This is a genomic window from Aneurinibacillus sp. XH2 (assembly GCF_001439585.2).
Taxonomy (GTDB): Bacteria; Bacillota; Bacilli; order Aneurinibacillales; family Aneurinibacillaceae; genus Aneurinibacillus; species Aneurinibacillus thermoaerophilus.
Genome location: NZ_CP014140.1, coordinates 473522 through 499727, shown reverse-complemented (window position 1 = coordinate 499727; position 26206 = coordinate 473522). Strand labels below are relative to the sequence as shown.

Sequence of the window (26206 nt, the reverse complement as noted above, 5' to 3'; positions counted from 1 at the left end):
ATTAATTTCTATTTAATCTTCGATTCATCAGCTTCTTCCAAATATCCCGGAATACTTGAACTACCTCTTTTTTTATCCGTGAACCTCTCTCCAATAAATTGGAGAGCTTCTCGCTTCATCGAGCCGACTATTGTCGCACTCTCCACGAAGGCTAGTTCCTAGCCTAGCGTGTCTTACGACACGTTTTGTAGTTGTTGTACTGCCCGTTTGAGAATGTTTTTGGCGGCATTTACATCACGGTCACATTCAAATCCACAAGAAGGGCAACGATGTGTCCGTACAGCCAATGTTTTCTTTACGATTTCATCACAGCTTGAGCATTGTTGACTTGTGTTTCGTGGATCAACCAGAACAACACGCTTACCAGCACTTTCAGCCTTGTAAGTGGTGAACTGCACAAGTTGATTCCACCCTGCGTCTGCAATACTCTTTGCAAGATGATGATTTTTCACCATGTTTGTGATTTTCAAGTCTTCAAAGGCGATCAAATCATAGCGATTGACCAATTGACGCGAAATCTGATGAGCATTATTTCTGCGCTGATTCGCAATGTACTCATGCTTCTTGGCGAGGAGTGCCACAGCCTTTTTACGGCGGTTTGACCCTTTCTTTCGCCTTGATACGATACGCTGTAACTTTTTGAGTTGTCGCTCGCTTTTACGCAAATACTTGGGGACATGATAAAAATCACCATCCGATGTGATCGCCAGATGCTGTAAGCCCAAATCTACACCGATCTTTTTCCCTGTTGATTGCGTTTTTGTTTCCATTTCACAGGACAAACAAACATAATATCGTCCATTTTTAGCGATGACTGTGCACGTTTTGATTATACCTTGCACTTGACGATGTAGTTTGATTCGAACGGTTCCAACTTTGGACAGCGTGATGTACTTTCCTTCGAGTGAAAATCCTGATTGCGGATACGTGAAACTGTGATAGCGATTCATCCCTTTGAAGCGAGGAAATCCTGCTTTTTCGCCACGCTTCAACCGTCTGAAAAAGGCTTGATACGCTTTATCCAGACGTTCGACTACGTTTTGTAAGACTTGCGAATGAACATCCTTATACTCTTCACACACCTTTTTCAGCGCAGGTAACTCTTTCTTTTGGGAATAGAACGTCAGGGATACACCACACTTTTTATACGCCGTAATTCGCTGTTCAAGCAAGGCGTTATAGAGCCATCGGCAATACATGAGCGTTTCGTTTATTCTTTCTCGCTGTTCTTTGGTTGGCTCAATACGAAACTTATACGTTCGTAGCATTACGAATCTCCTTTTTTCTGATTTTCGATATAATTGCGAATTACATCTTCTGAGATCGAACCAATGGTTTCGATGTAAAAGCTACTGTTCCAAAGATGACCGCCCCATAATCTTTTTTTCAGTTGTGGAAATTTCAAAAACAGTTTACGAGCAGAAATTCCTTTCAGCATTTTCACAATATACGAGGGGGGGATCTTTGGATGAGCAGAAGCAAAAACGTGAATGTGGTCTTGTTCGCCGACTTCCATCATGACGACTTCAAACTCTTTTTCCTGTGCGATTTCTTGAAAAAGGTCTTTCAAGTAGCCTTCTATCTCGGAAGTGAGTACTTTTCTTCGGTATTTTACAGACCAAACGATGTGATAATTAACATTGTAGACACAGGTTCGAGCATGTTTTATGGTAGATTTTTTCATACATATAGTATAGCACAAAAAGCTGTTTAACATGTATTATATTGAGCGTTTTCAATTACATATAGTCAGTGAAAATAACAAAAAATTTGCCCTTGTAATCCCCGCAAGGGGGATTACAAGGGCAAAGCGGACTCTCATCTCTCCTCTAAAGAGGCAGAGGATTCCCGTCCGCAATCCTAAAATAAAATAAAGCATAAAGTTTCCAAACGGAAATTTTATGCTTTATGTCACATAATTACTAATAAAAACTCCACACTATGTATGGTGGAGGCGGTGGGAATCGAACCCACGTCCGAAGACTCCGACCACATGAGCTTCTCCGAGCGCAGTCACCTGTGAGCATTTCACCTACCAGGCTGCCAGATGACCCACTACCCGATAGGCTAGTCTGATTGTTCTCTTCCCTCGGCTGCAGACGGAAGCCTTGGGCGTAGCCCGCTAAGGTTGGCCCTTAGTCACCCCACACGGGCGATGGAGCGATAAGGGTTAGCCGCAATTAGGCAGCTAAAGCGTAAGATTCTTTTTTAGCGTTTATATTTACGCTTGCGTTGTTGACGGTTTCGCAACCCACCGGCTCGCTACTCATGCTCGAACCATCCCCGTCGAATCCAGAACGCCCCCGTGAAAAAGGGTCGCTCCTGGGAAGCAGAGCAATCATAACTTATCGCTATCAAATGCTATAATGAGTATAGCATATCTCAATATATAAAGCAACATGTATGCCAAAAAATTCCTGAAATTATCTGTTTCGGGCACGTAACGCGCGTTGCATTTCCCGTTGTGCGTCGCGTTGTTTTATCGATTCGCGCTTATCGTATTTCTTCTTGCCTTTTGCCAGCCCGATTTCCACTTTACAAAACCCACGTTTGAGATACAGACGCAAAGGAATTAAAGAATAGCCTTCCATTTTCGTCTGACCGAGCAACTTGTTAATCTCGGAACGATGCAAAAGCAACTTGCGCGTACGAAGCGGATCATGGTTGTAACGGTTACCCTGCTCGTATTCGCTAATATGCACATTATACAGCCACGCTTCTCCATTTCTAATCCGCGCGAAACCGTCTCGCAAGTTTACTCGCCCTTTGCGAATGGATTTAATTTCCGTTCCGGTAAGGGCAATCCCCGCTTCATACGTTTCTTCAATAAAATAATCGTGACGCGCTTTTTTGTTTTGCGCCAACACCTTGATTCCTTCGTTACTCATCGCCCAAACCTTCCTCCACCAGCATTTTCTCGTATTTATACATAGTACCACAAAAACTGTCTTTTGAAAAAGTCATATGGACGGTCGACACACCGCGCAACCACATGCTCCTTCTGAAAGAAATGGGCGGCGAGATACGTCCTACAAGCTTTTGATTGCTTGCAATGCCTAGGAAGAAGAAACGTATTTGTTAATCTTCCCGTTTACGCACTCCTACTTCTTCTTCTTTTTCTTTTTTATGGATTTCGGGACGCTGGTTTTCTTCTTTTTCTTCTTCTCTATAAATTCCATCCAGAACGGATTTTCCTTGCCCTGGGCAGGCTTTCCTTTGCCCCGGTGTTTGCGTTCGCTGCCTGTAGCGGTGATGACTTTTACTTTGTCTTTCCCGCCGCGGCCTGGCGATTTGCTTCTTTTCAGTCCTACGACCTCAAAATCAATCGTATGTTCGTCTACATCCACGTTTACAACTCGCACACGCACTTCATCCCCGATGCGGAACATGCGTCCGGTTCGCTGACCGATCAACGCATATTGCTTTTCATGAAAATCATAATAATCATCTGTAAGGTAGCTAATATGTACCATGCCTTCGATCGTATTCGGCAATTCAACGAACATACCGAACGAAGCAACGCTGCTGACGATGCCATCAAATTCTTCGCCCATGTGCTGCAACATGTATTCCGCTTTCTTCAAATCATCCGTCTCCCGCTCAGCGTCCACCGCATTGCGCTCGCGCTCGGACGACTGTTCTGCAATGGAAGGCATCTTCATATGCCATTCTGCAATGCGCTCCGGCGTAAATCCGCCCAGCTTCAGCGATTCACGAATCATGCGGTGCACAACTAAGTCCGGATAACGGCGAATCGGCGAAGTAAAATGAGTATAAAACTCAGCCGCCAGACCAAAATGACCGCGGTTTTCCGCGTCGTATTTCGCCTGTTTCATAGAACGCAACATCACCTTGGAAATGATCGTTTCTTCCGGCGTATCTTTGGCCTGGTCAAGCAATGTTTGAAGCGCACGCGGATGGATATTATTGGCTTTTCCGCGTACAAAATAACCGAAGTTGGTCACAAATTCAAGGAATGTTTGCAGACGATCTGCGTCCGGTTCCTCGTGAACCCGGTAAATAAACGGCACATTCATCCAGTGGAAATGCTCGGCTACCGTCTCATTCGCCTTCAACATAAACTCTTCAATTATCCGCTCAGCAATTGTCCGGTCACGCAGTCGCACTTCCGTCGGATTTCCCTCCGGATCTACCAGAATTTTTGCTTCCCCGAAATCAAAGTCGATCGCGCCACGCTCCATACGATAGCGACGCAGGCGCAGCGCAAGCTCTTTCATCGCTTCAAAATGCGGGATCAATTCCTTGTATCGTTCCTTTAATTCTTGATCATCTTCCTCAAGAATCTTATACACATCAGAGTAGGTCATTCTTTCGTTTGTGCGGATGACGCTTTCGTATATTTCATAGGTAACCACATTTCCTTCGTCGTCAATTTCCATATCGCATGTTAACGTAAGCCGATCCACCTTCGGGTTTAAGCTACAAATACCGTTCGACAGTCGATGCGGCAGCATAGGAATGACGCGGTCAACCAAATATACGCTCGTACCCCGGCGGAACGCTTCCATATCCAGCTCAGAATTTTCTTTCACATAATAGCTTACATCAGCAATATGAACACCAAGACGATAGTTCCCGTTTTCGAGAATCTCCACTGACACCGCATCATCCAAGTCTTTGGCATCCGCGCCGTCAATCGTGACCATAACCCGATCACGCAGGTCGCGCCGTCCCTTCATTTCCTCTTCGCTAATCGTATCCGGCACAGCTTCCGCTTCCCGCATAACCGCTTCCGGAAACGCTTCAGGGAGCCCGTACTTGCGAATAATAGAAAGAATATCGACACCTGGATCATTTTTGTGCCCTAGAATTTCAATGACTCTTCCTTCCGGGTTCCCTCGCCCGGTCTCCGGATAACGCACGATTTCCACAACGACTTTGTGTCCATCTACCGCACCCATGGATTCGCCTTTCGGAATGAAAATATCTTTCGTAATCCGCTTATCATCCGTCATCACAAAACCGTAGTGTTTTTCATCCTGATAGGTGCCAACCACCGTATGATTGGCCCGTTCTACAATCCGTACAATCTCGCCTTCCAATCGCGGTCCCCTCGTATTTTGGTTCAGACGCGCCAGCACTACATCCCCATTCATCGCACCATTCATATCGTTGGCATGAATATAAATGTCAGGCATGCCCTCTTCTTCTGGCAGTACAAACCCGAATCCTTTGGCGTGCGCCTGCAGGCGACCGCGGATCAGGTTCATTTTCTCCGGTACACCGTAACGATTCGTGCGCGTGCGAATAATCTGTCCGGTATCTTCAAGGTGGTTTAGCGTTTTGATAAATTCTTTAAAATCACTGGCCGACGTAACGCCCAGCGCTTCTTCCAACTCATGAACCGTCATGGGACGAGTCGCTCGTTCGCGCATAAACTGTAAAATATCTGCTTCTATTGCCACATCCATCCTCTCCTTTACTTAAGATAAACGTTCCTCTTCATTCTTTGTTCAAAATCTTTTGCAAAAAATCAGACACGCTCTGAAAAACACGCTCCCGCTCTTTATCCAGTGTAATAATATGTCCGGATTTATGGTAATGTTTTATTTCTTTATATTTTGAACCAATATGGGAATAAATATAATCCCCGCTCACTGGCTCGATCGTCTCGTCGTTCGTCGACTGAATCACAAGTGTCGGAGCCGTTACCCTTCTCAACTCTTTTTTCACCAGCATCATAAATTCCCAAAGGCTAGCGATGCAGACAACCGGACTTCTTTCATAAGGGAATAATTCGGATTCAATATGCGCTTCTTTCGCTTCGGAACGAGGAATATAGGGGCGTACATAGTGGACGTACTTAGCCCAGCGAATCCGTTTGTCCCGTACATCAACCGGAGCATTTAACGAAACAACGGCCTGCAAAGGACGATAATACGAAAGCCTAAGCGCGAGAAGCCCTCCCATGGACAAACCGGCTACCACAATCTGCCTGCATCCTTCCCGAACAAGTCGTTCATATCCGTCTACCGCGCTTTGCCACCAGTCCGGCCAACGTGTTTTTGCCATCTGCTCGGGTGTGGTTCCATGCCCAGCCAAAAGCGGGGCGTAAACCGTATAACCAAAACGCTGGAAATAGCGTCCCATCGGCTGCATTTCGGCGGTACTTCCAGTAAATCCATGCAACAAAAGCAATCCTGCCTCACCGCCCGGATATAAGAATGTTTCCGGAGAACGGGGTTTAGCTTTCACTTTTTATCTCTCCTTCATGCTCGTGATGACCTGGATCTAAAAAATTATCAATAAGCGAAAGCAATTGTTCCTGTTCGCAATCATGACAAATAATATGTTTCGATTCAGGGAGAATATGCAGGTACTTCTCCTCAGAACGAATGGTGCTGTATATATACTCGGCGCTGCGCGGCTCTACCAGATCATCCTTCCCCCCCTGGATAATGAGAGTGGGAACAGTAACATGCGGAAGCTCCTGTTTCAATATTTTGACCAAATGACGAAAGTGAATCACTGCACGCGGCGGCGTGGAAGTCGCTTTACGCAAATATCGGCGATACACCTCCTTCGCGTCAGCGCCCGTTGTAAAATGTTGTTTGATAATATTGGCCGCGTCTTTAAAAAGCTGGCGCGGGTTAATATAAAACAGGCTGGCGCTCAGCAGCACCAGTTTATCGACTGGATAACGAGCTGCAAGATGGGCCGCGATAAGTCCTCCCATAGAAAAACCCACCACATAAACGCTGCGACACGTCAAGAGCATATCCTGTAGCACTTCTTCAGCGGAACGAATCCAATCCTGCCATGTGACCTGCCGCAACGACAATTCGTGACCATCATGCCCTGCCAACACCGGCGCTTCAATCCGCCAGCCGCGGCCTTCAAAATGCCGGGCGATCGGTTCTACTTCGTACGGACTTCCAGTAAAACCATGAATTAACAAGCACCCAATCATGCTTATCGTCCTCCCCTGTAGATAAAGAAAAACAGCAAGTATGCTACTTGCTGTTTCCCCCTGTATCATGTTACCTGTCCACTTATTCCCAATATGCAGACTAACGCAAAAAATACGCGACCACAATCGCAAGAATCATAAACAATGTTGCCAATATTACGGTTAATTTATTCAACAAGGCGTCAATGCCCCGCGCTTTCGCTTTACCTATAATCTGTTCAGCCCCACCCGCAATCGAACCGGACAAACCGGCGCTTTTTCCAGATTGAAGCAACACGACCGCGATAAGCAAAATCGAGATAACTACAAGTAAAACCTTTAAGAATACTGTCATTCTTCTTCCTCCCAAAAACGGAGCAATCCATTTTATAATTGTTTATCATTTCATAATGTACCATAAAGGAATGCCGTCTTCAAGGCTTGCCTTTGTTCTGCGCGCGACAAGCAGGACAAACACCCTCAAGCATCACCCGTGACTCTATCGGGGAAAACTCTTCTTCAACTTCCGGCGTTACTTGTAGTGAAATCTTATCAGGACTTATGTCGATCAGCTTATCGCATTTTATACAGTGAAAGTGATGATGCGCTTCTTCAGTAATTTCAAAACGGGAACGCTCATCTTGATAATGTTCATGTACAACACCAAGCTCTTTTAACGATTTTAGCGTATTATAAACAGTGGTAAACGACAGGGTCGGAAAGTCATCGCGCATGAAATGATATATCTCTTCTGCCGTCGGATGGTTCAGGCGCATAAGAACATTGATAATCGCCAAACGCTGCACGGTCACCCGTCCGCCCCGTTCCTTAATGCGGGCAATGACCGTGTCGATGATATTCGAGTTCATCGTCCGCTCCTCCTTTATTTTTTATTATAATATACTATCTGTAAAAAATCATTACAAATAGACAATTCTGAAGATCATATAATTAAGAAAAACCAAAAAAACCTGTCACCGTCCTCCCCACAGGGAAATCCGGATGACAGGTCTCTTTTATTACGCGTTAATACCGATTATTTCTTGAGATTGTAAAACGCTGCACGGCCGGCATACTTACTAATATACGCTAATTCGTCTTCGATGCGAAGCAACTGGTTGTATTTCGCTACGCGGTCTGTGCGGGAAGGCGCGCCAGTTTTGATTTGACCAGCGTTTGTAGCCACGGCGATATCGGCGATGATGGAATCTTCCGTCTCGCCGGAACGATGGGAGATAACTGCCGTATAGCCTGCGCGCTTCGCCATTTCGATCGCGTCGAACGTTTCGGTCAACGTACCGATTTGGTTTACCTTAATCAAAATAGAGTTGGCTGTCCCCTGTTCAATACCTTGAGACAAACGATTTGTATTCGTTACGAACAAGTCGTCGCCGACCAGCTGTACACGATCGCCCAGACGTTGTGTCAGCTTGTTCCAGCCATCCCAGTCGTCTTCAGCCAGACCATCTTCGATCGAGATGATCGGATATTTGTTAACAAGCATCTCCAAATAGTCGATCATTTCATCCGTCGTTTTTGTAATGCCTTCGCCAGCCAACTCATACTTGCCGTCTTTGTACACCTCAGTGGAAGCGACATCCAGCGCCAGCATAATGTCTTCACCTGGTTTATAACCCGCTTTTTCAATAGCGGCGATGATAGTTTGTAGCGCTTCTTCGTTTGAAGACAAGTTAGGAGCGAAACCGCCCTCATCGCCTACAGCTGTATTCAATCCCTTTTCTTTTAACACAGCTTTCAGATTATGAAATACTTCCGCGCCCATACGCAATGCATGCGCAAAATTATCTGCGCCCACAGGCATAATCATAAATTCTTGAATATCCACATTGTTGTCCGCGTGTGCGCCGCCATTCAAAATATTCATCATCGGCACCGGCAAGGTCTTAGCATTAAACCCGCCCAAGTATGCATACAGCGGAACGCCCAACGCATCGGCTGCGGCACGCGCCACTGCCATGGATACGCCCAAAATAGCATTTGCGCCTAATTTGCCTTTGTTGTCTGTGCCGTCAAGCTCAATCAGCAGGTTGTCAATATCCACTTGAGCCAGTGCGTCAAAGCCCTCAAGTTCAGGAGCAATGATATTGTTTACGTTATCTACTGCTTTTAATACGCCCTTACCAAGATAACGCGTTTTCTCACCATCACGCAACTCTACAGCTTCATGCGCACCGGTGGAAGCGCCGGATGGAACCATCGCACGGCCCATCGCACCGGATTCAAGATACACTTCGACTTCTACCGTCGGGTTACCACGGGAGTCCAACACTTCACGTGCGTAAATATCTGAAATAATGGTCATTTGTTTCATCTCCTTCAATGTATGTATATCTTAATATAAAGGTTTTCCCGTCATTTCTTTAGGTTGTTCAATACCCAATAATTTTAAAATGGTCGGCGAAATATCGGCAAGAACGCCGCCTTCACGCAATTCCACGCCTTTTTTCGTCAGGATAAATGGTACCGGATACGTGCTGTGCGAAGTCACCGGATTGCCTTCCTCATCCAGCATCAAATCCGCGTTGCCGTGATCGGCAGTCACAAGCGCTACCCCGCCTTTTGCAAGGACGGCTTCCACAACCCTGCCCATGCATTCGTCCACGGTTTCGACCGCTTTAATAGTCGGCTCCATCATGCCAGAGTGACCAACCATATCACAGTTGGCAAAGTTCAAAATAATGACATCATGCGTATCCGCCTCAATCTCCTTCAAAAGGGCTTCGGTCACTTCATACGCGCTCATCTCCGGCTTTAAATCGTATGTCGCCACTTTTGGCGAGTTAATCAAAATTCGCTTTTCACCTTCGAACTCGGCTTCGCGCCCACCGCTGAAGAAGAATGTAACATGTGGGTATTTCTCCGTCTCAGCGATACGCAATTGGCGCAGATTATGCTGCGACAGTACTTCGCCCAGCGTATTATCCAGATCAGTCGGCTTGTAGGCCACATAACCGCCCACCGTCTCGCTGAATTTTGTCATGCAGACGTAGAACAAATTCTTCGGTCGCTTGTCACCACGATCAAATCCGCGAAAATCTTCGTTGGTAAAGACTTGCGACAGCTGAATGGCCCGATCCGGGCGGAAATTAAAGAAAATCACACTGTCATTGTCTTTCACTGTCGCCACTGGCGTACCGTCAGCATTAGTAATAACGGTTGGCATGACAAATTCATCGTATACGCTTCGCTCATAAGATTCTTGCACCGCTTCAATCGGATCGGTATATTTCGGACCTTCCGCATATACCATAGCACGGTATGATTTCTCCGTACGCTCCCAGCGTCTATCGCGATCCATTGCGTAATAGCGCCCTTGTACCGTCGCAATGCGGCCTACGCCGTATTCTTTGATTTTGTCCTGAAGCTGCTGGATATACATCACTGCGCTGTCAGGGGCCACATCGCGTCCATCCAGGAACGCATGAATATAAACGCGATCCAAATTTTCTTGTTTCGCCATTCTCAATAATGCAAACAGGTGCTCAATATGACTGTGTACGCCGCCATCTGACACAAGACCGTACAGATGCAGGTCGGTGTTATTCTCTTTGGCGTGTTGAATAGCTTTCAATAATGTTTCATTTTTGAAAAATTGTCCTTCTTGAATATCTTTCGTTACGCGTGTTAAATCCTGATACACGACACGACCTGCGCCAAGATTAAGGTGTCCGACTTCCGAGTTTCCCATTTGTCCTTCCGGAAGCCCGACCGCAAGGCCACTTGCACCAAGCAATGTATGTGGATATTCATTCCAGTATTTATCAAAGTTTGGAGTGTTCGCCTGCTTGATAGCGTTTCCGTACTCCTCTTCCCTGTATCCGAACCCGTCCATAATGATAAGCGCTACTGGTTTCGGTCGATTCATATTCCTCATTGCCTCCTAACCGCTTCTACCAATTGCAGGAATGAATCCGGAGCTAGACTTGCGCCTCCAACGAGCGCGCCATCAATATCCGGCTGTTCCAAATAGGCCATAATGTTGTCAGGCTTTACCGAGCCCCCATACTGAATGCGTACTTGCGAGGCGACTTGACTGTCAAACGCATCCTCTACCATGCTGCGGATAAAAGCGATCACTTCCTGTGCGTCTTCTGCTGAAGAAGATTTGCCGGTGCCAATCGCCCAAACCGGTTCATACGCGATGACAAGTTGCTTCGCCTGTTCGCTCGACAGTCCTTCAACCGCACGGATAACCTGATCGCGCACCAGTTCCTTCGTTTTTCCGCTTTCGCGCTGTTCCAAGTTTTCCCCAACGCAAACAATAGGAAGTAAACCATGGGCAAACGCGGCTTTTGCTTTCCGGTTTACCGTCTCATCCGTTTCAGCAAAATATTCCCGGCGCTCTGAATGCCCGATAATCACATACTTCACTCCAATTTCGACAAGCATACCAGGACTTATTTCTCCGGTATAAGCACCGGACTCTTCCCAGTGAACATTCTGCGCCCCGATTGCGGCCGGATAATTGTGCAATTCTTCCACCAGCGCGGCCAATGCAGTGAACGGAGCGCAAATAACCGTTTCCACTTTTCCTCCCGGCAGAAAAGAGCGTACCGCACGGGCGAAATCGCGCGCCTCCTGTATCGTTTTATGCATTTTCCAGTTCCCAGCAATAATAGGGGTTCTTTGCATGAGTGTGTCAACTCCTTACTTATCAGCCAGCACAGCTACGCCCGGAAGTTCTTTGCCTTCCATGAATTCAAGCGAAGCTCCGCCGCCTGTTGAAATATGAGTCATCGCTTCCGTCACGCCCGCCTTTTCTACCGCGGCCACAGAATCACCGCCGCCAATAATCGTCGTTCCGTTCACTTCTTTCAGCGCGCGGGCGATCGCGTTTGTTCCTTCCGCGAACGTATTCATTTCGAATACACCCATCGGGCCGTTCCATACGACCGTCTTGGATCCGAGAATTGCTTCTCTGTAGCGTTCTATCGTTTTCGGTCCGATATCAAGCGCCTGCCATCCCTCCGGAATCGCGTCTACATCTACGATTTTCGTGTTAGCATCGTTTGCGAATGCATCCGCTACTACAACATCGACCGGAATCAGAAATGTAACGCCCTTTTGCTCAGCCTGCTCCATGAAAGACTTCGCAAGCTCTACTTTTTCTTCTTCAAGAAGCGAGCTTCCGACATCGTACCCTTTTGCTTTAATAAATGTGTTGGATAGGCCGCCACCTACAATTAAATTATCTACTTTCTCCAGTAAGTTTTCAATGACGCCGATCTTATCCTTCACTTTCGCCCCGCCGATAATCGCGGTAAACGGGCGTTCCGGCTGGGAAATCGCTTTGCCTAAGAATTCAATCTCTTTTTCCATGAGAAAACCGGCTACACCTTCAATGTAATTGGCGACGCCTGCTGTCGAAGCGTGTGCACGGTGCGCCGTGCCGAATGCGTCATTGACAAATAAATCTGCCAGCGATGCAAATTGCCTGGACAGTTCTTCGTCATTTTTCTCTTCGCCCGGATGAAAGCGAACGTTCTCAAGCAGCATAACTTCACCGTCATTCAAATTTTCGGCTTCCGCTTTCACAGCCTCGCTATAAACCTCATCCATTTTTTTAACCGGCTGGCCAAGCAGTTGAGACAGGCGCTCTGCCACAGCGTTTAAACGCAATTCTTCCACTACTTTTCCTTTCGGGCGGCCGAGATGGCTTGCCATAATAATGCGTGCGCCGTTTTGCACAAGGTACTCAATCGTCGGCAATGCCGCACGAATTCTTGTATCATCCGTAATCCTTCCCTCTTCCATCGGAACATTGAAATCAAAACGGCAGAACACACGCTTCCCTCTTACATCAACGTCGCGAACGGACTTCTTATTCATATACAGTACCCTCCTCTTTTCCATCAAACCCAATGATATCTGTATATTTTTCGCTATTTATCTTTTCTTAGCCGTTAAGAAAAAAGGAGGAGAATATCCACCTATTCCCTCCCCCTTTTCATAACCGATTATATTTTAGCCGCTAGGCACCTTTTTTTGCAACACAATTCACAAAATCAAACATACTTTTTATCTTTTAAAATCCTTTTTGGGCAACATAATTCACTAAATCAACCACACGGTTTGAATAGCCCCATTCATTGTCATACCAAGATACTACTTTGACCATATTGTCCTCGATTACCATCGTGGACAACGCGTCGATGATGGAAGAGCGTGGATCACCGTTGTAATCACGCGACACGAGCGGCTCTTCAGAATAACCAAGGATACCTTCCAGTTCGTTTTCGGAAGCGGCTTTCAGCGCTTGATTCACTTCTTCCACTGTTACATTTTTATCAAGCTCAGCCACAAGGTCTACTACAGATACGTTCGGAGTGGGCACACGCATCGCAAAACCATTTAATTTGCCTTTCAGTTCAGGCAACACAAGCGCAACGGCACGCGCGGCGCCAGTCGTTGTCGGAATGATGGACATGCCGGCAGCGCGGGCACGGCGCATATCTTTATGCGGCAAATCAAGAATTTGCTGATCGTTTGTGTAAGAATGTACTGTAGTCATTAGACCGCGTCGAATGCCGAACTTTCTGTGCAATACTTTCGCGAGCGGAGCCAAACAGTTCGTAGTGCAAGACGCATTAGAGATTACATGATGTTTTTCCGGATCGTATGTTCCTTCATTTACACCCAGCACAATGGTAATATCCTCGTTTTTCGCAGGGGCGGAAATTATGACTTTTTTCGCGCCGGCTTCTAGGTGCTTTGCTGCATCTTCACGCTTTGTAAAGCGGCCGGTCGATTCTACAACAATATCCACGCCCCACTCTTTCCACGGCAACTTTGCCGGATCACGTTCAGCGGATACTTTTATGCTATGATCACCGATAACAATAGCATTATCTTCTGCCCGTACATTCTGATGATACGTTCCATGCACGGAATCGTACTTAAAAAGATGAGCTAACGTTGCAGCATCTGTTAAGTCATTAATCCCTACAACTTCCACTTCAGGGTTTTGCAAGGCTACCCGCAATACGTTACGTCCAATGCGTCCAAAACCATTAATCCCTATTTTCACCATACTTTATCCTCCTTGTCATATTTCAAGCGCCTTCTAAAGAAAACGCTTATTCCTCTTTTCCCAAAAGAATAAACATCTCTCTCGCTGCCGCCTCATCGGTAACAAGCAAATAATTGCTGCGCTTTCTTATATACGACAGAATCGCTTTTGCCTTACTTTTACCGCCAGCGATCGCAAGCACCGTATCCAGTTTGTTCACATTCTCCATCCGCATGCCTACAGTGTTCATGCGGTACACCATCTCACCTGGGCCATTAAAATAATATCCGAACACTTCGGATACAGCCTTTCGTTCTTTTAGTATACGAACAATTTCTTCATCCAAACCGCGCCGGCGCGCCATTTCTTCTGCTGCTCCAATCCCATGCACAAGAATGCTTGCCCTGTGAATTAAATCAAGTACGTCTGAAATCACGGGATCGCGCTGTACATTCTGGAGCGTCTCCTGCTGTATAATATCTGGCAAATAAAGCAAACGATAGGAAGCTCCCAGATTGCGCGCCATTTGTGCGGTTACAGTATTCGACTCCAACTCCACCTCTTCGCCCAGTGCGCCGCGCGCAGGAACAAGAATAACATTTTCAGTGTGGGTAGGTTGCACATGGCGGGCCACCCGCGCCATCGTACTTCCTCCCGCGACCGCTACAATCTTATCGTCATCAAGAAGGCGAATCAGTTCTTGCGCAGCCTGTCGGGCCAGATCATCTTTAACCCAATCGCTTTCATCCGCATCGCCAGGCACGATAACAACTTGGCGTACCGCTAAACGATGCGCCGCCGCCATTTCCAGTTGGTTGATTCCGCCTACTTCTTTCCAGAATGACTGAAACCCTTCAATCATGCTTTCGCCATCCGGAGTTACAAACATGCCGGCACGGTTCAAATCAATTAAACGTTGCTCGCGAAGAAATTCCACTTCACGCCGGATTATCCTTTCCGTGCTCTGCATGACTTCGGCAAGCGCACGCCTTCCGACCGGCTGCAAAAGCCGAATTTGACGTAAAATTTTGTATCGGTTCTCAACGATGACCATTGCCTCGGGGGCCATCCGTTGAAGCAGAGAAGGCCAATTCGTCTCTATCACGCTTTCCACCTTTAGATTATAGGGACAAAAAATGTCCCTAATAGATATTTTTCGTCCCACAAATGTTATAAAAGAATGCCTGTCAATGCACAGGCATTTTTTATTCAACTTCATTTTATCAAAACTTTCCTTCTCTTTCAAGCATGCTTTGTGGAACGAAGTGCCAGTTCCCGACGTAACCATAACTCCGTTACTTTGGAAACAAAGACCTTTTCCCCGTTGATATGTACCACAGGGATCAACTGGCCATATGTTTCTTCGAGAGCCGGATTATCTGCAATGTCCACCATCTCAAGTTCGATGGGATAATCTCTCGCCACTCGCTCAACCTTCTCTTTTGCCTTATCACATCTTTCGCAGCCTTCTCTCGTGTAAATCTTAATGCGAAAAGGTGTTTCCATCCCCATATCCCTTACTCCTTTGCCAGCAAACGCTCCCATCGCCAGAAGCGAAGAAATTCTGGCGCAAGATTTGTTAAAAACGCTTTCTTTTCGATGAAGAATCAATATTCATCTCTTCGCGGTATTTTGCCACGGTACGACGTGAGATTTCAATTCCTTCCTTCACGAGAATATCGGTAATCTTCTGGTCAGAGAGCGGCTTTTTCTTGTCTTCTGCGTCAATCAAAGCCTTGATTTTTTCTTTAATACTGAGAACAGAAGAAGCTGCTCCTCCATCCACCCTGTTCAGGCCAGTGGTAAAGAAATACTTTAGCTCGAACAGCCCGCGCGGCGTTTGCACATATTTGTTGCTGGTTGCGCGGCTGATGGTCGACTCATGCAGTCCGACCTTCTCCGCGATGTCGCGCAACGTCATCGGTTTCAGTCCGGACGGCCCTTTTTCGAAAAAGTCTCGCTGCTCTTCAACAATGGCCTGTGTGACTTTGTACAATGTCATGCGCCGTTGCTCGATGCTACGAATCAACCAAAGTGCGGAATTTAGCTTATCCTGGATATAGCGCTGCACTGTGTCTACTTCATCTTTTTGCAGCATCCGCTGATAAAAGCGGTTAATCGTCAAATTCGGGGTGCTGCTTTCATTAACCATGACCACATACTCATCTTCGACTTTCTCTACCGTTACGTCCGGCACGATATAACGGGGTGTCCCCTGAGCGAATTCCGCACCTGGGCGCGGATTCAACGTGCGCAAATAGTCTGCCGCCTGCTGTACCTCTTGCGGTGTAACCTTCAGGGAAGAAGCAATTTTCTGATAGCGCTTTTCTGCCAAATCTTCAAGATGGTGTTCTACGATAGCCATTGCCAGCGTATTCTCTTCCGGCTTTGCCTTTAACTGAAGCAATAAACATTCCGCAAGTGAGCGCGCACCTATACCAACAGGTTCCAACGTTTGCAAAAGCGAGATCATTTCTTCAATCTTTTCGACATTCGTATTAAGAATGTCCGCTGCCTCCGCCTCTGAAATCGTTAAGTAACCGCTTTCATTAAGGTTACCAATTAAAAAATTCAAAATCCGTTTTTCGACTGGCGTCACATCTTTAAGCATTGCCACTTGCTCAAGCAAGTTCTCCTCCAGCGTAGTTCCGCCTGCCGAAATAAAATTAAACGGATCATAGTCCTGTGCTGTTCCCATACTTTTTTGGTAATACGTCTCGTCTCCTGTTGCATTGGCACGAGCATAATCTTTCCAATCAATATCATCATGATTATTTTTCTTTTTCTCTATAGCTATGTCCGTCGTCGTTAGTTCCCGGTGCCGTTCCGACATGTCAAGAATCGGGTTCTCTGTAACCTGTTGCCGCAGGAATTCAAGCAAATCGACAGCCGAGTACTGAAGAATGGTTATTGCCTGACGCAACTCAGGCGTCATGACTAACTTCAACGTCTGTTGCTGATACAAACCGAACCCCATTTGCATCTGGCATCACCTTCTTTTCTGTGAAACTTTTTCTCTTATTCATTATTATATAACAATTCTCAACAAATTTCGCTAGCAAAAATCCTGCCAATTACAAAAATGGGGCGCGGGGCATATTTCCTCTTTATCTTCCTTACTTATATGGCAATTATGTTGACTGCTTCATAACATAAGTATACAAAGAAAAAGAGCGCAAAGCTTTGCGCTCCCGCTCTTTTAGATATTTCATCACGTTCTCGGATGTTTTTCGTTCTTTATTATTTGCCACTCTTCTTTGCAACCATATCGTGGTTGCTCTGTGCCGTTCAATGAAGCGAACGCTTATAAGCACAAGAACGATCACAACCCTCTTTTTGGCATGCCATCATTTGCTCCAGGCTACACTCCAGATGGCTGACAGAGCGTTTCGCAAACACGATCGGGACGTTCCGTTTCTTGGCGTCCGCTTTTACCCGTTTAGCCAAGTTATGGTTTATGTAATCGGTAAATACAATCACTCCCTTGACCATTTGCGGCAATGAATAGGCTTGGTCCTTTTTCTTTCTTCCTGAAACATGAATCAATTCCCCATCCAGTTTCTCTTCTAGTAAAGCATTAATATTTCCAAGTCGATCCGCTCCAATTACAACGTACGCCATCTTCTGTCCCTCCTCCTGTTATGAACACTTCTGTTTTTTTTATCATAATATATTTGATAAAGATTATCAATATCAATTAAGTTTATTTAAGGAAAAAACGAGACGGCTCCCCTTTGCCGTCTCGTCTTATTATCTTCCGCTGTTATAAATGCTCTTTAAAGAATTTCGTTGTAACATCAAGTGCTTCAAGAAACTGCGGAGTATCCTCTTTATGTGGATGCACCATATTGAACGTATGCCCAGCACCTTCTATCCAATGAAGCGTTGCGTTTTTTGCATGCTTTTTCAGACTGTATGCTCCTTTGACAAGATGGTCGAAATCTTCTCGCCCCTGCACGATAAGCAGCGGTATGTCAAGATGAGCCACGCAATTGAGTAAGTCATACTGGCGAGCGTTCACTTCAATATCGTCCAGTACCACTTTTTCAATTGGCATCTGCTGGCCTGTTCTTCCGTTAATGACATAACCTACTCCTTTTTCTTCCACTTGTTTTCGCACTTCAGGGCCAAAAATATCAACATGAGCGATCCCGTTCCATGTCACAATAACCTGCACATTCTCCGGATGAGCAGACGCATATAAAATCGTATCACCGCCACCTTTGCTGTGGCCCATGATGCCTATACGGCGCGGGTTCATATGCTCGGCTAGCGGAAGCGTACCCCGCTTCACCTGCTGAACGAGAAAATCAAGATCGTTCAGTTCCTGTTGATACGTATTACGCCCAAATTTTTCAAGCTCGGTAAAATTCACCAGATCCTTGCCTATACCGTTTCCAGAAAAGTTAAACGTAATGGCGACAAATCCCTGAGCGGCGAAATACTCGCCCATACGCGGGAACATCCCCCAGTCTTTAAATCCTTTAAAGCCATGACAAATAATAACAACCGGCTTTTTGTCAAATTCTTTTGTTTCATCGCTGATAAAAACATCGCCGCGAATCGTTAAATTTTCTTCCCGTATCAGCGTAAACGATTGTTTCAACGCGCTCTCCTCCCACATTTCGCTTTCTGAATAGTTAAGCGAAGTTATCTGGAGCGATTTCCGGAGCGGTAAAAGCAGGTGGCGTGCTTACTTCCTTAATATCGAGCACATGCCGATTATACACGATAAGCTGTCTCCCTTCTTCCGCCGTTTCGAAGACGAAAGCACGATTTTTCAGAGTATAAAGAATATGACCGACCACACACACCAACTCTCCGTCCAAATCGCTATATGTTAATTGTATCATTTTTCCAATATATTTATCATATTGCATCATAAATATAACTCCTTTCAAGATGTATAACTTGAAACTATGATATGAATTTGTTGTATAAACATCACCTTCCATCTATCCTGCTCTCTCATAAATAAACACAAACAGATACATATGCAAAATTTTATTTATTATCACACATTTTATTATAATATGTCTCCTTTTCGACAAAAGTTCCCTAAAGATTACACAAATCCCCCCTTACATTCAATCGTGTTCTACCCTTCAGAATCCCCTCAAACTTTCCCCTCTTCCCGTAAACTCGGTTGCCAGCGGCATTTCCTTCTAAACTGAAATATTTATAAATCATCCGTTTATGTTGATTAAATTCCAGAAAAAAAGCATATAACTGAAGAGAAGAGTATAGTACCAAGGTTTTTATTTGACCTTTTTTGACCTTTATTGTACTATATATTTATAGAATGAAGAGAGGAGGAAGTACCAGTGAACTTAATTCCTACAGTTATCGAGCAGACGAATCGTGGTGAAAGAGCATATGATATTTATTCTCGTCTTTTGAAAGACCGGATTATTTTCCTTGGCACTCCAATCAACGATCAGGTAGCGAATAGCGTCGTGGCCCAGCTTCTCTTCTTGGCCGCTGAAGACCCTGATAAAGATATTAGCCTGTATATTAATAGCCCAGGTGGTTCCATTACCGCCGGCATGGCGATTTATGACACCATGCAATACATTAAACCAGATGTATCTACCATCTGCGTGGGAATGGCAGCTTCTATGGGCGCCTTCCTTCTCACAGCTGGTGCTCCGGGCAAACGCTTCGCCCTCCCGAATAGTGAAGTGATGATTCATCAACCACTAGGCGGCGCGCAAGGTCAGGCTTCTGACATTCAGATCGCCGCTACCCGCATCCTGAAGATGCGCGATCGTTTGAACCAAATTATCTCCGAGCGTTCTGGCCAACCGCTGGAGCGTGTAGAAAAGGATACAGATCGCGACTTCTTCATGTCTGCCGAAGAGGCAAAGGAATATGGTCTCATCGACGATGTTATCGACAGCATCGGAAAGAAAGAGCCTAACCTATCCTAAATATAAGGTAAGGAAAAAAGCCAGAAGCATCTCCTGACAAGATGCTTCTGGCTTTTTTCAGTCAAACTTTATACTATTCTTCACGTTGTACCATCTGCACAAGGCTTTTCACTGCTTCTTCCGCATCAGAACCTTCGGCACTAATGGTGATTTCTGCGCCACTTCCAACCGCAAGACTCATTACGCCCATAATGCTCTTCGCATTTACCTTTTTATTATCCCGTTCGATAAATATGTCTGCAGCGTAACGGTTTGCTTCCTGAACGAAAAAAGCAGCGGGTCGTGCTTGAAGTCCTGTTTTTAATTTAACTACAACGCTTTGCTGAGCGTGCATAGTATGATTCCTCACCCTCTATCAAACTGAATTTGTTTTATTATACCATGATCACTGAGGTTATTCTTATAGTTTTGCTTCATTTTCTCTTAATTTAGCTGCGATTTCATTAATTTTTCGTAAACGATGGTTAATACCGGATTTGCTTACTTTGCCACTCGGAACCATTTCGCCCAATTCGGCCAGGTTCATATCCCGATATTTAAGGCGGAGTTCTGCCACTTCGCGCAGCCTGTCCGGCAAATTTTCAATACCAATATACTTATCAATAAGCATAATATTTTCAATTTGCTGCATAGCTGCCGCCACCGTTTTGTTTAAATTCGCCATATCGCAATTGTTTAATCGGTTCGCGGAGTTTTTCATTTCCTTGACAATGCGCACGTCTTCAAAGAAAAACAGTGCTTGTTGCGCTTCAATAATACGTAAGAAGTCGGCGATTTTTTCGCCCTCTTTAATATACATAATATACCCTTTTTTCCGCTCAATACTCCGCGCGTTCAATCCGAAATAATTCGCCAGCTTAACCAAATCTTCGCAATGCTCTTGATGAGCCGAAAAAATCTCAAGATGGTAGCTCGACGCTTCCGGATGATTCACCGAACCTCCGGCTAAAAAAGCGCCGCGTAAATATGCACGTTTACAACACTCATGTTTTATAATGTCGGGTGAAATACCGTAGTGAAACGTGCCGTCGACCATAATGCCGAGTTCTTCGAGAATCTCCCGCGCTCGCTGCGGAATCCGGACGATATAAACATTGTTTTTTTTCAGTCTCATCTTTTTTCGAACTAACAACTCCGCATGAATATGAAACATCTTTTTGACAAGCGAATAAATGCGGCGCGCAATCGCCGCATTTTCTGTAGATACATCAAGCACAAAGCGCTTTCCGCCAAACTGCAACGAACCATTCATTCGGATTAAAGCGGTCAGCTCCGCTCTGTTGCAACAATCATAACCTTCCAATTGTGTTAATTCTTTCTTCGCTTGTGCAGCAAAAGACATGCCGCCACCACCTCATTTCTTCACACCGATTACGTTCATAATAATTTTGCTGAGCTTAGCAGCATTATGGCGCAAAAATTTGTCGTATACAAGCAGATTGTCGGCGATAACGCGGTATCCTTTGGCAGTCAGCTTTTCTTCCGAGTAAATGACCGGTGCGGCACCCTTCTCCGCGTACATGGCCAGTACTTCATCACTAATTTTTCCATTATTCACAATAATATACTGGAATAAAGAATTGCCGACATGATCATGAATCGCCTGAATATGATCCTCCGCTGTATAGCCATCCGTTTCTCCTGGCTGAGTCATTACATTGCAAATGTAAGCCTTTATGGCTCGGCTTTCACGGATAGCTTCCACAATTCCCGGCACCAGTAAATTTGGCAATACGCTCGTATACAAGCTACCAGGTCCAATAATAATCGCATCCGCCTCCTTTAGCGCCTGAATCGCCTCCGGAAGCGGTTTTGCGCCTTCATCAATAAATACGCGTTTAATTCGCTTCCCTGCTTTGGGAATAATGGATTCACCAGATACAACCGTTCCGTCCTGCATTTCGGCGTGAAGCACAATGGAATGGTTAGCAGTCGGAAGTACCCGGCCACGCACTGCAAGCACTTTGCTTAGTTGTTCAATTGCGCTTACAAAATCGCCTCCGCTAATTTCGGTAAGCGCCGCGATGAGCAGATTACCGATTGAATGTCCGGCGAGTCCGTTTCCATTCACGAATCGATGCTGCAGTAAACTTTCCAGCAATGGCTCCGTATCCGCCAGCGCGATTAACACATTCCGTACATCTCCTGGCGGAGGCATTCTGAGTTCAGAGCGCAGCCGGCCCGAGCTTCCTCCATCATCCGCCACCGTCACAATAGCGGTAATATCAACCGGTTGATTTTTTAAGCCGCGGAGCAGAACGGGCAGTCCTGTTCCTCCCCCAATCACTACTACACGGGGTTTTTCTTTATGTTTTTTCATTCTACACCTCTATGAGCGACCTCTCTCTATATCCCGATGATTTACACGGACATTATATTGATCCTGGTAACGCTGGCCCAAGTACTCGGCAATAGCCACAGAACGGTGCTTGCCCCCGGTACATCCTATGCCGATGACAAGCTGGCTTTTTCCTTCTTGCTGGTAGTGCGGAAGCGTAAAGTCAAGAAAATCGGTCAATTTCGTCAAAAAATCTTGCGAAACATCCCACTTAAACACGTAATCCGATACTTCCGCATATTTTCCTGTTTTCGGCCGCAACGTTTCCACATAGTGCGGGTTAGGCAAAAAACGAACATCGAATACGAGATCGGCATCGATTGGAATCCCAAATTTAAAACCAAAAGACTGGATAATGATCGTCAAATTCCGGCTTATCTGGCTAAAAATTTGGCTTATTTTTTCCTTCAATAATACAGGTTTTAAATATGTTGTATCAATAACCAAATTTGCAAGCCCTTTAATCTCTTCTAACAGGCGACGTTCTGCTTGGATGCCGTCCAGCGGCAAACCATTCGGCGCAAGCGGGTGGTTACGACGCGTTTCTTTATAGCGCTGCACAAGCGTCTGGTCACTTGCATCCAAAAAGATGATTTGATATGTTATATTCTCCATTTCCTGAATACGTTCTAACGATTCAGCAAGCGCATCGAAAAATTCCCGTCCGCGCAGATCGATAACAAGAGCCACCTTCTGGATACGGCCACCGGATTGATCAATCAGCTCGGCGAATTTCGGAAGGAGCACCGGCGGCAAATTATCAACACAAAAAAAACCTAAATCCTCCAGCCTTTGAATGGCTACCGTTTTTCCCGCACCAGACATGCCAGTAATAATCAGCAAGTTGATCTCATGCCCTTTCACTTGTTTTTCCATTCTGCTATTCACATCCTACCCACAAGTTATCCTTTACTGTATAGTCGCCTTTTTCTTTAAGTGAACTACCCGCCACCTACGCTTCATTTAGAGGTGGGGCTTCTAAGGTAATCGTACCTAACGGTACGAAATTTACTTAGCTATCAAGCCTGTTCCATGCTCTATTTATAGTTATGCTAACAGTCGCAATCCTTCATTTTTGATATTGGTAGCAGCATTCCAGTCCCTGTTTGCCACAAAACCACATTCACAGCGAAAGGTGCGCTCAGACAGAGATAGAGATTCCTTTACTTGACCGCAACAAGAGCATGTTTTGGATGATGGAAACCACTTATCTATTTTGATAAGCTTCTTTCCTTGATCCTCTAACTTATATTGGAGAAATGTCGTAAACATCCCCCATGCATTGTCCGCAACGCTTTTGCCGAAATTCAGGGCTTGTGACATTCCTTTCATGTTGAGGTCTTCGATAACCACGCAGTCATACCGTTTCGCTAATTTATGTGATTCCTTATGAAGAAAGTCCTTACGTTGGTTTGCAATCTTTTCGTGTAGCTTCGCTACCTTCAATCGTTGTCTGTTCCAACGATTAGACCCTTTCTTCCTGCGTGACAAGACATGCTGTTCCTTGGCTAATTTTTCCAAGGCTTGGCAATAGAAACGAGGGTAATTGGCTGTCTTACCTTCTTCGCTATCGACAAATAAGCCATTCATAGAAAAATCTAAACCAACAACAGCTTTTATTTCTTTTTGCACAGGTTGATGTTCATATTCTGTAAGAATAGAAACATAGTATTTTCCTGTTTTTGTTCGAGAAACGGTGCATGACTTGATAACGTGATGGGATGGAATATCTCGATGTTGTTTGATTTTGACAAGTTTGAGTTTCGGTAATTTGATATAGCCATCCAACAGCATGATGTTTCCGTTGACTACATTCGTTGTATAGGACTGTCTCGCCTTACGGCTTTTGAACTTAGGAAATTCAGCACGACCAAAGAAAAAGTTTTGGTATGCCTTTTGCAAATTGAGTTGAGCATTTGCTAACGCAAGGCTATCGACTTCTTTGAGCCATGCAAACTCCTCTTTGTACTTAGCAGGAGTGGGGAATTTTTGCTTTTTCAAGGCTTCTTTGTCATCCTTGAATTGTTCATATGTTTCCTTCCATTCAGCCAACATTTTATTGTAGACGAAGCGGACACAACCGAAGGTTTTTGCAAGAAGTTGTTCTTGTTCTTGCGTTGGGTACAGACGAAATTTATATGCTTTGTTTGCCATATCGAATCACCTCACTTCATCCCTTGATTTTCTATATACTGCTTTATCACTTCAATGGGCGCACCACCCGTTGTAAGCAAGCAAAAGCTTCTTGACCAAAAATACTCTTTCCAAAGTTTTCTTTTTACTTGTGGAAAATGCTTTTTGATAAGTCGAGAACTTGCGCTTTTATAAGCGTTGATGAACTTTGACATTTCAGTATTTGGATGTGCTTTGAACAAAATATGCACATGGTCAATATCATGATTCCATTCAACTAAGGAAATATTATAATTTTCACCCAATCGAACAACCATATCTTTCACATAGTCAGATATGGTATCGTCAATCACTTTTCTACGATATTTCACGACCAGAACAAGATGATAATATAATGAGAACATCGAATGATTATTATTAATTTCATTGATACAACAGCCTTTTATTTATCTAAGACTGATTATATCACAACAAAATAAAGAACCAACTTTAGGCTACGCCTAACCGAAATTCATCTCCCACTTTCACTGGTGACGAAAGCACCTTCACGTTTAGAAGTGGGAGACTTCTCTCGGAGGAAAACTAAAACATATCCTATCCGGTAAGACAAAATAGAAACGCTGCATGTTGTGCTAAGAAAAATTCACAGGTAAACGCGTTACCAGTTTTTCCTCCCCACAAAAAAAGAACGCAGACTCGTCCGTCTGCGCCAAGGGTTCTTAATTATAAAAGGGGTCAATTAATTATCTTCAATATATACCTATTATGTTTCAACAACGTTACAACGCTATTAAAAATTTATGACCGTTTGTCAATGGCTTACTTTAGACTCTTCGTGCAGCTTTTCGTTCAATTCTTCCACATAATGTTGGGCAGACAGGGCCGCATCAGCGCCGTCGCCTGTCGCAGTTACGACCTGGCGTAGCGTTTTTTCGCGTACATCGCCGGCAGCGAAAATACCTGGTACCCGTGTTGCCATGCGCTCATCGGTTTCGATATATCCCGCTTCGTTGGTAATACCCAGGTTTTTCACCGCGCTAGAAAGCGGATCCATACCTACGTAGATGAAGACACCGTCCGTTTTGAATTCAGTTTCTTCACCCGTTTTCTTATTATGCAGCAACACGGATTTGACAGTTCCATCACCGCGGATTTCTTTTACTTCCGTATCCCAGATAAACTGGATTTTTTCGTTTTCAAACGCGCGTTTCTGCAGAATTTTTTGCGCGCGAAGCTGGTCGCGGCGGTGAATGATCGTCACCTTTGTCGCAAAACGCGTGAGGAAGACCCCTTCTTCTACTGCGGAATCACCGCCGCCGACAACGACAAGCTCTTTTCCGCGGAAGAATGCGCCGTCACATACCGCGCAATATGAAACGCCGCGGCCGGAGAATTCTTTCTCGCCCGGAACGCCCAGTTCACGGTGTTCTGCTCCGGTTGCTACAATAACAGACTTCGCTTTAAATTCTTTGTCTCCCACTTTCACTACTTTATACGGATAACCGTCTACAATCTCCTTAATGTCGCCGTATTGATATTCAGCTCCAAATTTTTTTGCATGTTCAAACATTTTAGTGGAAAGATCCGGACCAAGGATCGATTCAAAGCCAGGATAGTTTTCAATTTCTTCGGTATTTGCCATCTGCCCGCCTGGAATTCCTCGCTCAATCATCAATGTACTCATGTTGGCACGAGAAGTATACACGGCAGCTGTCATGCCTGCAGGACCCGCTCCAGCAATAATAACGTCATAAATTTTTTCTTGGCTCATGCTTCCTACCTCCTAGTTACCTATATCTTACCTCAACAGTAGAGGAGATACTCGCCTTCATCGAAAAAATTCGATTTAAAATCTTTATTTATAA

27 protein-coding genes and 1 other RNA gene are annotated in these 26206 nt (G+C 45.1%); 1 reads left to right on the top strand and 27 read right to left on the bottom strand.

Features of this window, described 5'->3' with window-relative positions; genetic code table 11:
* Window positions 1-173 precede the first annotated feature (173 nt).
* From ACH33_RS02440 to ACH33_RS02345, 20 genes are all read right to left on the bottom strand, one after another.
* Window positions 174-1268 (bottom strand): RNA-guided endonuclease InsQ/TnpB family protein, encoded by a 1095-nt coding sequence (locus tag ACH33_RS02440; protein WP_057897575.1) that lies wholly within the window; start codon window positions 1266-1268, stop codon window positions 174-176.
* Window positions 1268-1684, bottom strand: coding sequence for an IS200/IS605 family transposase (gene tnpA, locus ACH33_RS02435; protein ID WP_082705853.1), 417 nt, complete (start codon window positions 1682-1684; stop codon window positions 1268-1270). Before tnpA (ACH33_RS02435) ends, ACH33_RS02440 begins: the two co-directional genes overlap by 1 nt.
* A gap of 262 nt (window positions 1685-1946) precedes the next feature.
* Window positions 1947-2305: a transfer-messenger RNA gene (gene ssrA / locus ACH33_RS02430) on the bottom strand.
* Window positions 2306-2423: 118 nt separating this feature from the next.
* Window positions 2424-2888, bottom strand: coding sequence for an SsrA-binding protein SmpB (gene smpB / locus ACH33_RS02425; RefSeq protein WP_057897574.1), 465 nt, complete (start codon window positions 2886-2888; stop codon window positions 2424-2426).
* Window positions 2889-3101: 213 nt separating this feature from the next.
* Entirely contained in the window at window positions 3102-5396 is a 2295-nt protein-coding gene (gene rnr, locus ACH33_RS02420; protein ID WP_409359914.1) for a ribonuclease R, read from the bottom strand.
* A 67-nt stretch (window positions 5397-5463) separates the two neighbouring features.
* Window positions 5464-6216 (bottom strand): alpha/beta hydrolase, encoded by a 753-nt coding sequence (locus ACH33_RS02415; RefSeq protein WP_057897572.1) that lies wholly within the window; start codon window positions 6214-6216, stop codon window positions 5464-5466.
* A complete protein-coding gene (locus ACH33_RS02410) occupies window positions 6206-6931 on the bottom strand; it encodes an alpha/beta hydrolase (protein WP_057897571.1) in 726 nt (241 codons plus the stop codon). Before ACH33_RS02410 ends, ACH33_RS02415 begins: the two co-directional genes overlap by 11 nt.
* Window positions 6932-7031: 100 nt before the next feature.
* On the bottom strand, window positions 7032-7265 hold the full coding sequence (gene secG / locus ACH33_RS02405; RefSeq protein WP_057897570.1) for a preprotein translocase subunit SecG: 234 nt from the start codon (window positions 7263-7265) through the stop codon (window positions 7032-7034).
* Between the two features lie 79 nt (window positions 7266-7344).
* Window positions 7345-7779: a Fur family transcriptional regulator gene (locus ACH33_RS02400; RefSeq protein WP_057897569.1), complete on the bottom strand. Its 435-nt coding sequence runs from the start codon at window positions 7777-7779 to the stop codon at window positions 7345-7347.
* A gap of 167 nt (window positions 7780-7946) precedes the next feature.
* Entirely contained in the window at window positions 7947-9233 is a 1287-nt protein-coding gene (gene eno / locus ACH33_RS02395; protein ID WP_057897568.1) for a phosphopyruvate hydratase, read from the bottom strand.
* 30 nt (window positions 9234-9263) lie between these two features.
* Window positions 9264-10796 (bottom strand): 2,3-bisphosphoglycerate-independent phosphoglycerate mutase, encoded by a 1533-nt coding sequence (gene gpmI / locus ACH33_RS02390; protein WP_057897567.1) that lies wholly within the window; start codon window positions 10794-10796, stop codon window positions 9264-9266.
* 5 nt (window positions 10797-10801) lie between these two features.
* Entirely contained in the window at window positions 10802-11563 is a 762-nt protein-coding gene (gene tpiA, locus ACH33_RS02385) for a triose-phosphate isomerase (protein ID WP_057897566.1), read from the bottom strand.
* A 15-nt stretch (window positions 11564-11578) separates the two neighbouring features.
* The gene (locus ACH33_RS02380; protein ID WP_057897565.1) at window positions 11579-12760 is read right to left on the bottom strand and encodes a phosphoglycerate kinase; all 1182 of its coding nucleotides are present in this window, start codon (window positions 12758-12760) and stop codon (window positions 11579-11581) included.
* Window positions 12761-12956: 196 nt separating this feature from the next.
* A complete protein-coding gene (locus ACH33_RS02375) occupies window positions 12957-13961 on the bottom strand; it encodes an ArsJ-associated glyceraldehyde-3-phosphate dehydrogenase (protein ID WP_057897564.1) in 1005 nt (334 codons plus the stop codon).
* Window positions 13962-14007: 46 nt separating this feature from the next.
* Window positions 14008-15045 carry a sugar-binding transcriptional regulator gene (locus tag ACH33_RS02370; RefSeq protein WP_057897563.1) on the bottom strand — a complete coding sequence of 346 codons (1038 nt, stop codon included), beginning with the start codon at window positions 15043-15045 and terminating at the stop codon, window positions 14008-14010.
* Between the two features lie 137 nt (window positions 15046-15182).
* A complete protein-coding gene (locus ACH33_RS02365) occupies window positions 15183-15551 on the bottom strand; it encodes a glutaredoxin family protein (RefSeq protein ID WP_082705851.1) in 369 nt (122 codons plus the stop codon).
* On the bottom strand, window positions 15520-16923 hold the full coding sequence (gene rpoN, locus ACH33_RS02360; protein ID WP_057897562.1) for an RNA polymerase factor sigma-54: 1404 nt from the start codon (window positions 16921-16923) through the stop codon (window positions 15520-15522). Before rpoN ends, ACH33_RS02365 begins: the two co-directional genes overlap by 32 nt.
* Window positions 16924-17228: 305 nt before the next feature.
* Window positions 17229-17561 (bottom strand): DUF2325 domain-containing protein, encoded by a 333-nt coding sequence (locus ACH33_RS02355; RefSeq protein ID WP_057897561.1) that lies wholly within the window; start codon window positions 17559-17561, stop codon window positions 17229-17231.
* 142 nt (window positions 17562-17703) lie between these two features.
* Complete coding sequence (locus tag ACH33_RS02350; protein WP_162264988.1) at window positions 17704-18546, bottom strand: alpha/beta hydrolase family protein; 843 nt, start codon at window positions 18544-18546, stop codon at window positions 17704-17706.
* A gap of 34 nt (window positions 18547-18580) precedes the next feature.
* Window positions 18581-18823, bottom strand: coding sequence for a hypothetical protein (locus tag ACH33_RS02345; protein ID WP_057897559.1), 243 nt, complete (start codon window positions 18821-18823; stop codon window positions 18581-18583).
* A 441-nt stretch (window positions 18824-19264) separates the two neighbouring features.
* Between ACH33_RS02345 and clpP the strand changes: the two genes are divergently transcribed.
* Window positions 19265-19870 carry an ATP-dependent Clp endopeptidase proteolytic subunit ClpP gene (clpP, locus tag ACH33_RS02340; protein ID WP_057897558.1) on the top strand — a complete coding sequence of 202 codons (606 nt, stop codon included), beginning with the start codon at window positions 19265-19267 and terminating at the stop codon, window positions 19868-19870.
* Between the two features lie 73 nt (window positions 19871-19943).
* On the opposite strand, the gene ACH33_RS02335 is transcribed toward clpP, so the two are convergent.
* The 7 genes from ACH33_RS02335 to trxB all read right to left on the bottom strand — a co-directional run bounded on the left by ACH33_RS02335 (window position 19944) and on the right by trxB (window position 26112).
* On the bottom strand, window positions 19944-20204 hold the full coding sequence (locus tag ACH33_RS02335; protein ID WP_057897557.1) for an HPr family phosphocarrier protein: 261 nt from the start codon (window positions 20202-20204) through the stop codon (window positions 19944-19946).
* A gap of 66 nt (window positions 20205-20270) precedes the next feature.
* A complete protein-coding gene (whiA, locus tag ACH33_RS02330) occupies window positions 20271-21212 on the bottom strand; it encodes a DNA-binding protein WhiA (protein WP_057897556.1) in 942 nt (313 codons plus the stop codon).
* Between the two features lie 12 nt (window positions 21213-21224).
* Window positions 21225-22190: a gluconeogenesis factor YvcK family protein gene (locus ACH33_RS02325; RefSeq protein WP_057897555.1), complete on the bottom strand. Its 966-nt coding sequence runs from the start codon at window positions 22188-22190 to the stop codon at window positions 21225-21227.
* 9 nt (window positions 22191-22199) lie between these two features.
* Window positions 22200-23084 carry an RNase adapter RapZ gene (gene rapZ, locus ACH33_RS02320; RefSeq protein ID WP_057897554.1) on the bottom strand — a complete coding sequence of 295 codons (885 nt, stop codon included), beginning with the start codon at window positions 23082-23084 and terminating at the stop codon, window positions 22200-22202.
* A 171-nt stretch (window positions 23085-23255) separates the two neighbouring features.
* Complete coding sequence (locus ACH33_RS02315; protein WP_057897553.1) at window positions 23256-24362, bottom strand: RNA-guided endonuclease TnpB family protein; 1107 nt, start codon at window positions 24360-24362, stop codon at window positions 23256-23258.
* A gap of 11 nt (window positions 24363-24373) precedes the next feature.
* Complete coding sequence (tnpA, locus tag ACH33_RS02310; RefSeq protein WP_156423988.1) at window positions 24374-24772, bottom strand: IS200/IS605 family transposase; 399 nt, start codon at window positions 24770-24772, stop codon at window positions 24374-24376.
* Window positions 24773-25152: 380 nt separating this feature from the next.
* Window positions 25153-26112 (bottom strand): thioredoxin-disulfide reductase, encoded by a 960-nt coding sequence (gene trxB, locus ACH33_RS02305; RefSeq protein WP_057897551.1) that lies wholly within the window; start codon window positions 26110-26112, stop codon window positions 25153-25155.
* Window positions 26113-26206 lie beyond the last annotated feature (94 nt).

Excerpts from the sequence above, each read along its gene's own strand:
- ACH33_RS02440 (WP_057897575.1), bottom strand. The coding sequence starts at position 1,268 with ATGCTACGAACGTATAAGTTTCGTATTGAGCCAACCAAAGAACAGCGA.
- tnpA (WP_082705853.1), bottom strand. The coding sequence starts at position 1,684 with ATGAAAAAATCTACCATAAAACATGCTCGAACCTGTGTCTACAATGTT.
- smpB (WP_057897574.1), bottom strand. The coding sequence starts at position 2,888 with ATGAGTAACGAAGGAATCAAGGTGTTGGCGCAAAACAAAAAAGCGCGT.
- rnr (WP_409359914.1), bottom strand. The coding sequence starts at position 5,396 with ATGCGCGAACGAGCGACTCGTCCCATGACGGTTCATGAGTTGGAAGAA.
- ACH33_RS02410 (WP_057897571.1), bottom strand. The coding sequence starts at position 6,931 with ATGATTGGGTGCTTGTTAATTCATGGTTTTACTGGAAGTCCGTACGAA.
- secG (WP_057897570.1), bottom strand. The coding sequence starts at position 7,265 with ATGACAGTATTCTTAAAGGTTTTACTTGTAGTTATCTCGATTTTGCTT.
- ACH33_RS02400 (WP_057897569.1), bottom strand. The coding sequence starts at position 7,779 with ATGAACTCGAATATCATCGACACGGTCATTGCCCGCATTAAGGAACGG.
- eno (WP_057897568.1), bottom strand. The coding sequence starts at position 9,233 with ATGACCATTATTTCAGATATTTACGCACGTGAAGTGTTGGACTCCCGT.
- gpmI (WP_057897567.1), bottom strand. The coding sequence starts at position 10,796 with ATGAATCGACCGAAACCAGTAGCGCTTATCATTATGGACGGGTTCGGA.
- tpiA (WP_057897566.1), bottom strand. The coding sequence starts at position 11,563 with ATGCAAAGAACCCCTATTATTGCTGGGAACTGGAAAATGCATAAAACG.
- ACH33_RS02380 (WP_057897565.1), bottom strand. The coding sequence starts at position 12,760 with ATGAATAAGAAGTCCGTTCGCGACGTTGATGTAAGAGGGAAGCGTGTG.
- ACH33_RS02375 (WP_057897564.1), bottom strand. The coding sequence starts at position 13,961 with ATGGTGAAAATAGGGATTAATGGTTTTGGACGCATTGGACGTAACGTA.
- rpoN (WP_057897562.1), bottom strand. The coding sequence starts at position 16,923 with ATGCAAATGGGGTTCGGTTTGTATCAGCAACAGACGTTGAAGTTAGTC.
- ACH33_RS02355 (WP_057897561.1), bottom strand. The coding sequence starts at position 17,561 with ATGGCGTACGTTGTAATTGGAGCGGATCGACTTGGAAATATTAATGCT.
- ACH33_RS02345 (WP_057897559.1), bottom strand. The coding sequence starts at position 18,823 with ATGATGCAATATGATAAATATATTGGAAAAATGATACAATTAACATAT.
- ACH33_RS02335 (WP_057897557.1), bottom strand. The coding sequence starts at position 20,204 with ATGCACGCTCAGCAAAGCGTTGTAGTTAAATTAAAAACAGGACTTCAA.
- whiA (WP_057897556.1), bottom strand. The coding sequence starts at position 21,212 with ATGTCTTTTGCTGCACAAGCGAAGAAAGAATTAACACAATTGGAAGGT.
- ACH33_RS02325 (WP_057897555.1), bottom strand. The coding sequence starts at position 22,190 with ATGAAAAAACATAAAGAAAAACCCCGTGTAGTAGTGATTGGGGGAGGA.
- rapZ (WP_057897554.1), bottom strand. The coding sequence starts at position 23,084 with ATGGAAAAACAAGTGAAAGGGCATGAGATCAACTTGCTGATTATTACT.
- ACH33_RS02315 (WP_057897553.1), bottom strand. The coding sequence starts at position 24,362 with ATGGCAAACAAAGCATATAAATTTCGTCTGTACCCAACGCAAGAACAA.
- trxB (WP_057897551.1), bottom strand. The coding sequence starts at position 26,112 with ATGAGCCAAGAAAAAATTTATGACGTTATTATTGCTGGAGCGGGTCCT.